Annotated in this window: 12 protein-coding genes and 1 other RNA gene; 2 read left to right on the top strand and 11 right to left on the bottom strand. The window is 32.5% G+C overall.

All coding sequences use genetic code 11. From position 1 onward, the window contains the following. Window positions 1-116: 116 nt before the first annotated feature. The 11 genes from ssrA to FC45_RS00115 form a co-directional block, all read right to left on the bottom strand. Window positions 117-482: a transfer-messenger RNA gene (ssrA, locus tag FC45_RS07620) on the bottom strand. A gap of 56 nt (window positions 483-538) precedes the next feature. Beyond that, window positions 539-1,726 (bottom strand): acetate/propionate family kinase, encoded by a 1,188-nt coding sequence (locus FC45_RS00160; RefSeq protein WP_006584937.1) that lies wholly within the window; start codon window positions 1,724-1,726, stop codon window positions 539-541. Between the two features lie 32 nt (window positions 1,727-1,758). Further along, the gene (locus FC45_RS00155) at window positions 1,759-2,757 is read right to left on the bottom strand and encodes a class I SAM-dependent methyltransferase (RefSeq protein WP_006587924.1); all 999 of its coding nucleotides are present in this window, start codon (window positions 2,755-2,757) and stop codon (window positions 1,759-1,761) included. Window positions 2,758-2,945: 188 nt separating this feature from the next. Further along, window positions 2,946-3,449 carry a competence type IV pilus minor pilin ComGF gene (comGF, locus tag FC45_RS00150; protein ID WP_006587926.1) on the bottom strand — a complete coding sequence of 168 codons (504 nt, stop codon included), beginning with the start codon at window positions 3,447-3,449 and terminating at the stop codon, window positions 2,946-2,948. After that, the gene (locus FC45_RS00145; protein ID WP_006584939.1) at window positions 3,439-3,651 is read right to left on the bottom strand and encodes a hypothetical protein; all 213 of its coding nucleotides are present in this window, start codon (window positions 3,649-3,651) and stop codon (window positions 3,439-3,441) included. Before FC45_RS00145 ends, comGF begins: the two co-directional genes overlap by 11 nt. Continuing rightward, window positions 3,638-4,069 (bottom strand): type II secretion system protein, encoded by a 432-nt coding sequence (locus FC45_RS00140; RefSeq protein WP_006584940.1) that lies wholly within the window; start codon window positions 4,067-4,069, stop codon window positions 3,638-3,640. The genes FC45_RS00145 and FC45_RS00140 overlap by 14 nt, the downstream gene beginning before the upstream one ends. After that, window positions 4,047-4,379 carry a competence type IV pilus major pilin ComGC gene (gene comGC / locus FC45_RS00135; protein ID WP_006584941.1) on the bottom strand — a complete coding sequence of 111 codons (333 nt, stop codon included), beginning with the start codon at window positions 4,377-4,379 and terminating at the stop codon, window positions 4,047-4,049. The genes FC45_RS00140 and comGC overlap by 23 nt, the downstream gene beginning before the upstream one ends. Before the next feature lie 7 nt (window positions 4,380-4,386). Next, entirely contained in the window at window positions 4,387-5,388 is a 1,002-nt protein-coding gene (locus FC45_RS00130) for a type II secretion system F family protein (protein WP_006584942.1), read from the bottom strand. Further along, window positions 5,354-6,331 carry a competence type IV pilus ATPase ComGA gene (comGA, locus tag FC45_RS00125; protein ID WP_006584943.1) on the bottom strand — a complete coding sequence of 326 codons (978 nt, stop codon included), beginning with the start codon at window positions 6,329-6,331 and terminating at the stop codon, window positions 5,354-5,356. Before comGA ends, FC45_RS00130 begins: the two co-directional genes overlap by 35 nt. Window positions 6,332-6,430: 99 nt before the next feature. After that, the gene (locus tag FC45_RS00120; RefSeq protein ID WP_006584944.1) at window positions 6,431-8,044 is read right to left on the bottom strand and encodes an APC family permease; all 1,614 of its coding nucleotides are present in this window, start codon (window positions 8,042-8,044) and stop codon (window positions 6,431-6,433) included. Window positions 8,045-8,266: 222 nt separating this feature from the next. Then, window positions 8,267-9,145, bottom strand: a complete 879-nt coding sequence (locus FC45_RS00115; RefSeq protein ID WP_006584945.1) for a metal ABC transporter solute-binding protein, Zn/Mn family — start codon at window positions 9,143-9,145, stop codon at window positions 8,267-8,269. A 76-nt stretch (window positions 9,146-9,221) separates the two neighbouring features. Between FC45_RS00115 and FC45_RS00110 the strand changes: the two genes are divergently transcribed. Together FC45_RS00110 and FC45_RS00105 are read left to right on the top strand one after the other, a co-directional pair. Further along, window positions 9,222-9,737, top strand: a complete 516-nt coding sequence (locus FC45_RS00110; RefSeq protein ID WP_006584946.1) for a VanZ family protein — start codon at window positions 9,222-9,224, stop codon at window positions 9,735-9,737. Between the two features lie 84 nt (window positions 9,738-9,821). Beyond that, window positions 9,822-10,550: a YebC/PmpR family DNA-binding transcriptional regulator gene (locus FC45_RS00105; RefSeq protein WP_006584947.1), complete on the top strand. Its 729-nt coding sequence runs from the start codon at window positions 9,822-9,824 to the stop codon at window positions 10,548-10,550. Window position 10,551: the final 1 nt, after the last annotated feature.

The following is a 10,551-nucleotide window of genomic DNA, read 5'->3' as shown; positions in this document are numbered from 1 at the left end:
CTAAAATTGGTCTAGTTGCTTTTTATATTTTTATTTTTGCTCAAGTTGGTTAAAAGTTGGTTATTTTCAACCAAAAAAGCCCAAGTATATTGATATACCGGGCTTTTTATTCTTCTGGGTGGAGATGAGGGGAGTTGAACCCCTGTCCAAACGCATTCCATCACTAACCTCTACGATCATAGAGATATTATTTGAATTTCATTAGGTTCAAACGCCATATATCAGGGCTAGTAGAACCTAACTAACCTGCAAATTCTCTTCTTATTCTCTCAGGTGGCAAAACTAAGCGTAACCTATTAGAGTTGATACCAATTAGCAACCATAGGTGAATCGCTAAGAGGCAACACACGCTGACTAAGCAGCTAATGCGTAAGAATTATTGTTTTTTGCAGTTATATTTAACTGATAACGTTTTTACGTAGACGTAACCTACGAATCGCAGTCAGAGCAGATCTACGCCTGTCGAATCCCAAAACATCCCCATAAAAAAGGACATAGTAATTATAACGATAAATTACTATATCCTCAAGTATTTTGCTTAATCTAAGTGTGCTAAACGAACAACATCACGTTCAATCATCAATTCTTCATCAGTTGGAACAATTAATGCTGCAATCTTAGAACCCTTTTTAGAAATTAACTTTTCACCATTTGTCTTATTAGCTTCAAAGTCTGGATCAAGACCCATGCATTCAAATAATTTCATAATTCCTGCACGAATATTGGCATCATGTTCCCCAATTCCAGCAGTAAAGACAAGAGCATCGATACCACCCATTTCAACTGCATATGAACCAGCATAACGAATTACACGGTTAACAAAAATGTCACGAGCTAATTTTGCACGCTTTGTGTCACTACTTTCAAGGTCTCTCATATCTGAAGATATGCCACTAATACCAAGAAGTCCTGACTTATGATTCAAAATATCAATCATATCATCAATGTTCTTAATCCCTTCTTTATCCATAATGAATTGGATTAAGGATGCGTCAACATCTCCGGAGCGAGTTCCCATTGTAACACCTGCTAATGGTGAAAAGCCCATTGAAGTGTCAAATGACTTACCATCTTTTACAGCAGTAATTGAAGCCCCAGATCCTAAGTGACAAATAATCATCTTGAGATCGGATAAATCTCTATGTAAAAGTTCAGCTGTTCTATTCGCAACATATCTTACACTAGTACCATGAGCTCCATATTTACGTGCCTTATATTTTTCATAATATTCAAAAGGTACAGAATAAAGGTAGTGAACTTCATCCATTGTCTGGTGGAAAGAAGTATCAAAAACACCAACTTGAGGAACTCCTGGAAGCAAGTTCATGAAAGCTTTTATCCCACGACCTTCTGCAGGATTATGTAATGGTGCATAATCAGTTAAATCAAAAATTTTTTGTAAGTTTTTTTCATCAATAATGGCAGAATCAGTAAACTCTTCACCACCACTAACAATTCTATGACCAACACCTACAATTTCTGTTAAATCATTAACTACATCATACTTTTTCAGCCAATCAAGTAAGATTTTCACAGCTGTTTCTTGATCTGGTAATGCAACTTCTTCGCAATACTTTTGACCATTTCCAAACTTCATTTCAAAAGTAGAACCAGCAAGCCCAATTCGATCACCAAGACCTTCTGCTAGAACAGTTTCATCAGGTAAGCCAAATAATTTATATTTAAACGATGAACTACCTGAATTAATCGCTAAAACTTTTTTCATAGAGTGATACTCCTTTAATTTAATTTCACAAACTATCTTTTTTTAGTATACCACTCGTTTAATTTTTGGTTGAAGTCAACTAAAGATTTTTCTTCTTTAAGTGAACCAAGTTTAGCTAATAATACATCCCTACTTTGCGCATTTTCACCATGATTTTGGAAAACTAACAAAGACTTTTGATTCAATGGATTTTGGAATAAATCGTTTGGCAACTGAACTACTGCTTGTAAATATACTTTCTTAGCAAGCCATGGCATAAATTCAGCTCCTAGTTTTCCACCTAAAAGACTATTTGGGACTAATAAAAATGCATAACCAGCAGGAGCTAAGTTTTTAATTGTTTGTTCAACTAGTAATTCATGGGCTAACGAATGTCCTTCTTTGGCTTGAGTAGCAAAATTCTTGGCATTTTTATCAATTGGATAATAACCAACAGGTAGATCGGATACTATTACATCTGGTTTTTCAATTAACCAATTTTCTAATGAATCTTGGCAATACAAGTCAATCTTATAATTGTTTAAATGTGCACCAACATCTGCTAAATCGAGCATTGATTCATCATTATCTATTCCTGCTAAACGATATTGGTTTTGAGAATGGTGGCTTTGCACAAGTTGATCAATAACCGTATATAGCAAACTCCCCGTTCCAATTGCTGGATCAACAACAGATAATTCTGTTTTAGTAATTAACTTATCCCAGACCATTGCAACTACTGTTGCCAAAACTGGCGGAGTTGGCATTTGAGAATAGTTTCGGCCATCTTCTTTCATTGCTTTTAGAGTCAATAAAGTAAATACCAAGTATTTTTGAGTACTTGGAAGTTTATCATAATTTAATTCCTGATATTTTTTAGATAGCAAAGCTACAGCTTCTTTATCAGGTGCACCCATTTCTACTTTTATCTTGCCATTTTCTAAATTATCAAAAGTTTCAGTTACAGCACCGGCAAATGGGACATTTAAGTTTTTTTGTAAAATTTGAACTACTTCTAAAAATTGTGCAAAAATTGCTTCAATATTTTTCATTTAATCAAACCCCTTTTTCTTCTATAACATTTTAAAAGAAAGAGGTTATGACATGCAAGGGAACTCACTTACTTTCAAAGTATTTGACTAAAAGTTGGTTATTTTCAACAGTCTTTACGAAAATAAATTGATAATATTGCAAAAAAAGCAAAATAGCTAATAACAAGAGAATCGTACTAATCAATATACTACCGTTTATCCTGACTTTTATCATCTTGTTCCATTTTTTCATCAGCTGGTTTATTTTTACTAGAAAGATCAAAAAACCACTCACTCTCTCCGTTTTTCCACTCAGTAATTCTTACTTTTAATTTCTGACCATCTATATCAAAATCGCTTTGTTTCACTTTCATTAATAAAGGTATATGTCCACCTTGACTTGCGGTTAAACGCAACATTGATTTGTTGTAATACTCAAGAACATAATTAGTTACTTTTCCTGCTTCTTCTCGCTTAAATATTACCTTTTTTGAATTACTTTCTTTTTGATCAATCTCAATATAATCGCTCGTTTCAATAAAGTTATTTAATTGAACATAGCTTAAAACCAATTCATTACCATAGTGTTCAACTTGTCGATACTGTTTAAATAACCCCAATAAATTAGTTAGCATCATTAAACAAAGTAAGGTAATTGCTATGCTTATTATTGCTTCTACTAATAAAAAGCCTTTAACTTGTTTAATCTTCATATTCAATTCCATGAACTTTAATTTTATGTAAATGATATTTTCTCAATATATAATGAGCGTATGCTCGATCACTCTTTATTTGCGAATTGGCTTCAATTTTTCTTGTTTCAGTAAGGCAATAAACAAACAAATTTAGACACAACAATAAAATAATTAGACTAATTGCTGCTTCAATCAATAGAAAGCCTTTAACTTGTTTCATTGATTTTTCCCCACTTTAATTGAATCCGAAGTTGCTTTTTATAGTGTTCAGTTTGAAAGGTTATTGTTTTTGGCGCAATATAACCCGTTTGCTCAATATTAGTTTTTGCCAAATTATATATCTTTACCTCTTCAGGCAAAGAATATTTTTTTATTTTTCCATTTGGTTCTTTAACAATTAATAAGTTATCCGACCTATAATAATCAATCATATAAAGCCTATTAGTAATACTAGCCTGACGTAATACCTGATTAAGAATAACTTTAACTTGCATACTAGTATTATCAATTAGCATTTTTTCTTTAATAGTAGAAAAATTTAACCAGCCAATCGTGAGAATCATTGAAACAATTCCTAATGTAATAACCGTTTCAATAAGGGTAAAAGCCTTAATCTTATTTCTTAACAACTTCACCATTTGTAATCACAAATTTTTCTTGTGCCTTTTTAGCTTGTTTCTCTGAAATATATTTAGCTTCTAATAATTGATCCCAAGAAGTTATTTTTTTACCATCTTCTTCTGCCAAAGTCACTTGTGACTGCAAGGTAGTCTGAAATGCCTCATCCGTCTTGGCTTCTGCATTACTTTTTTGGTTAGTTAAATTAGGTACTACTAAGATTAATAAAATTGCAATAATCGCAACTACAATTACCATTTCAATTAAAGTAAATCCTTTAACAGTTTGCATTTTTAACTTTTTTACTAAATCCTTAAACTTTTTCATCATATTCCTCCTACATATTTTGCATCAATGCATACATTGGTAGTAACATCTTCAAATACATCCCAATTATGCAAATTCCAATAAAAATAAAACAAATTGGTTGTACATTAACAATCATTCGTTCTAAACCTTGCGTCAAATCACGGAAAAAGCCTTTAGCCAAAATTGTGCATTTTAAGCCTAGTTCTTTTTTATTAGCACCGGTTTCTACAAACAAAAGCAAATTATCTGGCAAAAAAACTTCATTTCGAATAATCTCTGTCATACTTTTACCTGCTTCAAATTGCGCAAGCATTTTTCTTCCTAAATATTCCTGTAATGAGCCTTCTTCTTGTCTAGCAAACAACTTACAAATTTCTGGGAAAGTAAAGCCTGCACCTAACATCATTCCAAATTCAGAACTTAACATATAAAAAACGTATAATCTCGTTATTTTTCCAATAATTGGATAATGTTGCAATTTCTTTAAGGCATTATAATCCTGCTTTTTTAGTAAAATAGCAATTCTAGCTATAGCTCCACTTATTCCGAGAGCCATAATAATAAGACTCGCAAAAACTAAATTTGCAGTTCCATCTTCTTGTCCTAATTGACTACTCAAGAAGTTTTGCATAAATAGCAACATAAAAATCATTAAAACAAACAAAGTTATTGGATAAGATAATTCGGCTTTTAGCTTTTTTACCTGTTGTTCTTTTAAACGATTAATAATAACTAATTGACTGAGACATTCATTTAGATTTCCCTGCATCATCGCTAAGTCAACTTGACTGGCAATGGTTTTACCAAAGCCCATTTGCTGTAAAATTTGGCTAAAGTTAACCCCTTGTTTCATCAAATATGTTATTTTTTTCAATAACATTTGCTTTTTTGACCATAAAGCTGGCATAACTTGTAAACTCTCTGCTAAAGATAAACCATTCTTTAAAGACATGGCCAAATATTCTAAAAATTCCAATTGCTCCTGAGCAGTTAACTTATCCTTCCTGAAAATTGGTAAAACTATCGACACTAATTCTTTCCTCCTTCAGCAGTTCTGCTAACTTTTCTTGCCAATTAATAAAGTCACCAGGCTCAGCTTTATTAATTTCTTTTTTCAATTTTTCTCCACTTACAATATCCAATAAGCAGGCATTTCTTCCATTTTTTGTTTGAATTAATCGTTGATAACTTACACAATTTAGACAATTAGCTAATTCAACTGAATCTATTCCTAATCCCTTTAATCTAGCTATTGTTTGTAAAGTAGACCTAGCATGAACCGTTGCCAAAACTAAATGCCCACTAAGAGCCGCATCAACCGCTAACCTTGCTGTTACTTTGTCACGAATTTCACCAATAATTAAAATATCTGGTCGCTGACGCAAGGCAGCCTTTAACAAACTCTGATAATCAATTCCAGCTTCATGATTTACTTGAGTTTGTAAAAATGCTGGTTCAAACACTTCAACAGGATCTTCAATTGTCATCACCACTTTGTTATTAGCCAATTTTTTAGCTAAATAATACATAGTTGAAGTTTTTCCTGAGCCGGTTGGCCCACTTGTTAATATCAACCCTCTTTTAATTGCAGCACCCATTAAAATATCAAGCTGTTCAATAAAGAAATAATGATTACTATTAATTTCGGTAATTAACCGAATAACTAGTGACTCCTTACCAGAAAATTCTCCTAAAACAGAAAAACGTAAAAATATTGATTCTTTATCTTTTTTGAAAATGTAACTACCAACTTGTGGACGGCGATGCTCTGAAATATCCATCTGTGCAATAAATTTAAAATAATTAATAACTTCTTGACCAAACTCTAAACTCAACTTTTCTTGTTTTATTAAACCTTTACTAGTTCGAAAGTTAACTTCATAAAAATCCTGTTTTCCAGAAATAAAAATATCACTTGTACCTAGTTCTTTCGCAGAAATTATTAAATCTTCAGCCCAACGTTTTACTTCCATATGTATCCTCCTTTCTAATCAATAAATACACAAAATCAGCTTATTTTTTTCTAAAAAAAGACTTGAACTAAATTAGTTCAAGTCAATTTATTATCTATTTTAATTTTCAATTGGCTTTTTGCGACCAACTACCCAGCAAATAAGTAAAGCAAGACATGCTTCAATAAAGATATACAATCCTCGTAAAGCTAACTTGGTACCACCCAAGTAAACATCTAAAACAATTGAACCTATAATCAAAGCAAGCATAATAATCCATTGCTTCTTAGAAAAGGCAATACCATATTCAACTTCACGTCTTCTAATCCCTGGTAGAATCGTTCCTAATCCAATCAAAACAACAACTGCAATAATATTAATGATTAATTCATACCACCAAATATCACTAAACTGCTTTACATCTTGAGGAGCTATTCCCAAAATAGTTGCAACTGCTGTAACAACCAATAATGCTAATCCAGCTAAATAAGCTAATTTATCATTTTTAATGTAAACATATTCAGAAGGATATTTTTGGGAATCTTTTCTTACACGCATAAATGAATAGAAAATCCAACAAGTTACACCTGGAGAAATAATACCATTTAAGTTTAACAACCAGTTAAAAATATCATTCATATCAGGTAAAAAGACACCTAAAAGCATTATAAATGCTGAAAGAGAAACAGTTAAAATATAACCATTAATTGGCAAGCCATCCTTAGTTGTCTTACGTAAAAATTCTGGCATATACTTATCACCAGTATCAGAAATAAGCATTCTAGTCATTGCATCTAATAAAACTGCTAATAAGGCAGCATTATAAAATACAGAAGTCCAGGCATATACATATAGCAATGTATGACCCATACCAAATTGCTGTCCAACAGCTTCAAAGACATAGTAAGAACCATTCATCTTTAAATCATTTGGCATATGATATGCATCGAAATAAATTCCCAAAGCAAATGAGCCAAAGATAGTTAAAAATGCTGTCATTATTGCTAAAGCAATCATAGCTTTAGGGAAATCAGTCTTAGGCTTTTTCATTCTAGTTACATATGGCGCAACTAACTCTGATCCATTAACTGCATAAATCAGCATCCCAACTGTAGTCCAATATTTCAAATCAAACTTTGGAATCATCGTCTTCCAAGTAAATGGCTGCGTCGCCATATGACCACCAGATTTTGCCAAACCAACAAAAGCTAAAAAGACAAAAAGCATAGTCATGATAAACATCATTGCCCCGCCAATTGTTGACAAGACTTCCATTGAATTAGCAAACTTTCTTTCAATAAAAATAAAAATAATAAACATCAAGAAAGTCAAAAGTGTAAATTGTGCGTTAGAAATATTGTCTTGGAATTTTTCTGAACCAGTAAAAGCCCATCCCACATCAACAATAATTTCATTTGCTGAATCAACAACATAAGGAATTGAAGCCGCCCAGTAAGTCCAAGCAGTAAAGTAGCCTAAAAATTCTCCATCAGTTCCACGAACCCAAGATGACAGACCACCACCACCTTTATTAAAGATTGATCCTAATTGACCAACCATTAAAGCATATGGAATAACATATAAAAATAACATCAAAACCCAAGACGTCATAACAGTCATACCTTGGTTTTGGAAGTTATACATGATGTCATCCAAGCCAATAACCGTAACAAACGCCATTAATGTTAAGGTAGGCCAGGAAATATATTTCTTATCTTTTATCAAATCATCCAATTTTATTACCCCGTAAAAAAATATTTAAACTATCTATTTTATCTACCTGGTAATAAAACAGGTGATTTATTTTTCAACTTCGAATTCATTTTTCATCTCCAAATTTATTGTAACGTTTACTATTTTACTGTTTACTTCTTGTAATTTCTATATCCTAAATAAAGATTTCCACAAAAAAAGCCTCATAATCGAGACTTTTTTGTGATTTACAATATTGAAATATTATTTAGATACATCTTTTAACTTTTCATAGTTTTGTGTCATCCATTTAAGATAACTTACCCCATTAGGCATAGTTTCGCGCACTTCAATTATTGGAATACCAGCAGCTTTACATTTCTTCACCAAAGCTTTAACTGTCGCACTACTTGCTTGAGTATTATTTACAAAGAAAGCAATTTCATTACGACTAATTGCCTTATTCATTTTTTCAATAATCTTTGCACTTGGATCCGTTTCATTTTCAATAGCTTCTTCAAAATCCTTATTACCAATCTTAAAGTTAGCTGCCTTCAAAGCGTAATCAAATACTGGTTCACTTACATAAACTGGTTTAGAATTTTTCCCATCAATAGTTTTAGCGATAGCCTTAATTTCAGCAATTTGTGCTAAATAATTTTCACCATTCTTTTTAAAATAAGAAGCATGTTTTGCATCTAATTTGGATAATTTCTTAACCAAGTAGTTAACATAATCTTCTGGCATATCTAAGTTATACCAAATATGTGGATTATCACTACTCTTTAGCTTCATGATATCTTCGCCAACTTTAACAGCTGTCTTGCCATTAGATTTAGCTAATTTGCTCATCCAATTGTCGTACCCCATACCATTAGCAATCACAATATTAGCGCTATTAATTGTTGTAGCAGACTTAGTAGTTGGTTCAAAATCGTGTGGATCAATATCCCCATTAGAAATTATTGCTTCACTACTACCATATTTACCTACGATATCCTTGGCAATGTCGGCATAAACATTAGTTGAAGTAACAATTTTTATACCATTACTCTTTTCGCTCTTTCTTTGTGAACAAGCTGTAACTAAGGTTAAACTGGCTAATGCTAAAGCCATAATTGTAAATATTTTTTTGATTTTCATTCGATTTCCTTTCTTATAAATGTAAATCATAGTAGAGTATACTTAATTATCATTTTTGTCAAGGTGGTGCAATAAAATGCAAAAATTTAAGTTCAGCAAGAAAGAAAAACTCAGTCTAATTCTTGCGTTAGTCGTTTTTATAAGTCTTTTTATTTCCAGCTCGATGACCTATCATGAGCAAAAGATGAGTTCAACGACAATTAAAACTTACTTTGGTTTTCTTGAACCCATTTTATCACATATATCAATTAATTACGGTGGACAAATTCACAGTGCAAGTAAAGATGGACTAACTAACTTTACGCAATTTTTTGTTAGAAAATTAGCCCATTTTTCAAGTTATTTCTTATTAGGCTTAGGCTTATTCGCCGGAATTAAACGATTCTTTCTAAATAAAGTTTATGCTTTCATTTTTGTCTGGCCAGTTATAATTAGCCTGGCAGTACTTGATGAATATCATCAATATCTAACTGGTGATCGTACACCAAGCGTACATGATGTAGTACTTGATAGTGCTGGAGCATTATGTGGAATTCTATTATTTTTGCTATATCGCTTATTTATTAAAAAAATCCACGAAAAAAGACAATAAAAGCTTAATATAAATTGAATTTACTAGGCTTTAGCGGTAAGATTATAAAGGTTAACTATTAAATACAGAAAGAAGGATTCTTATATGTCAGGACATTCAAAATGGCACAATATCCAAGGCCGCAAGAATGCACAAGACGCAAAAAGAGGTAAGATTTTCCAAAAGTTATCTCGTGAAATTTATATGGCTGCAAAGAGTGGTGGTCCTGACCCTTCAGGGAATCCAGCATTGCGGTTAGTTATGGACAAAGCTCGTGCAGCTAATATGCCTAAGGATAATATCCAACGTGCAATTAAAAAGGCTGAAGGTGGCTCTGACGAACATTACGACGAAATTACATACGAAGGTTACGCACCAGGTGGTGTTGCTGTTTTAGTTGAAGCTTTGACTGACAACAAAAATAGAACAGCTACTAGTGTACGTACTGCCTTTACTCGTAATGGTGGTAGTATGGGTTCAACTGGTTCAGTTGCCTACATGTTTGACCGTAAAGGTTATATTGTAATTGATCGTTCAACTACTGATGCTGATGAAGATCAAATGTTAATGGATGTAATGGATGCCGGTGCAGATGACTTACAAACAAGTGATGATGCATACGAAATCTATACTGATGCTAAAGAATTTACTGGCGTACGTGATGCATTGGAAAAAGCTGGTTACAAGTTAGCAGATGCTGAACTTACCATGATTCCTCAAAACACTACTCCAGTTCCAGCTGATAAGAAAGAACAATTTGAACACTTAATTGATGCCTTAGAAGACGATGATGATGTTTCAAATGTTTATACTGCAGCTGCTGATGAAGATTAAT

Origin of the sequence: Lactobacillus jensenii DSM 20557, assembly GCF_001436455.1 — a bacterium.
Taxonomy (GTDB): domain Bacteria; phylum Bacillota; class Bacilli; order Lactobacillales; family Lactobacillaceae; genus Lactobacillus; species Lactobacillus jensenii.
The sequence above is the reverse complement of the archived record's forward strand: the minus strand, read 5'-3'. Positions and strand labels throughout refer to the sequence as shown.

What these genes read in the sequence shown, in the direction of transcription:
- FC45_RS00160 (WP_006584937.1), bottom strand. Translation starts at nt 1,726, where the DNA reads ATGAAAAAAGTTTTAGCGATTAATTCAGGTAGTTCATCGTTTAAATAT.
- FC45_RS00155 (WP_006587924.1), bottom strand. Translation starts at nt 2,757, where the DNA reads ATGAAAAATATTGAAGCAATTTTTGCACAATTTTTAGAAGTAGTTCAA.
- comGF (WP_006587926.1), bottom strand. Translation starts at nt 3,449, where the DNA reads ATGAAGATTAAACAAGTTAAAGGCTTTTTATTAGTAGAAGCAATAATA.
- FC45_RS00145 (WP_006584939.1), bottom strand. Translation starts at nt 3,651, where the DNA reads ATGAAACAAGTTAAAGGCTTTCTATTGATTGAAGCAGCAATTAGTCTA.
- FC45_RS00140 (WP_006584940.1), bottom strand. Translation starts at nt 4,069, where the DNA reads ATGGTGAAGTTGTTAAGAAATAAGATTAAGGCTTTTACCCTTATTGAA.
- comGC (WP_006584941.1), bottom strand. Translation starts at nt 4,379, where the DNA reads ATGATGAAAAAGTTTAAGGATTTAGTAAAAAAGTTAAAAATGCAAACT.
- comGA (WP_006584943.1), bottom strand. Translation starts at nt 6,331, where the DNA reads ATGGAAGTAAAACGTTGGGCTGAAGATTTAATAATTTCTGCGAAAGAA.
- FC45_RS00115 (WP_006584945.1), bottom strand. Translation starts at nt 9,145, where the DNA reads ATGAAAATCAAAAAAATATTTACAATTATGGCTTTAGCATTAGCCAGT.
- FC45_RS00110 (WP_006584946.1), top strand. Translation starts at nt 9,222, where the DNA reads ATGCAAAAATTTAAGTTCAGCAAGAAAGAAAAACTCAGTCTAATTCTT.
- FC45_RS00105 (WP_006584947.1), top strand. Translation starts at nt 9,822, where the DNA reads ATGTCAGGACATTCAAAATGGCACAATATCCAAGGCCGCAAGAATGCA.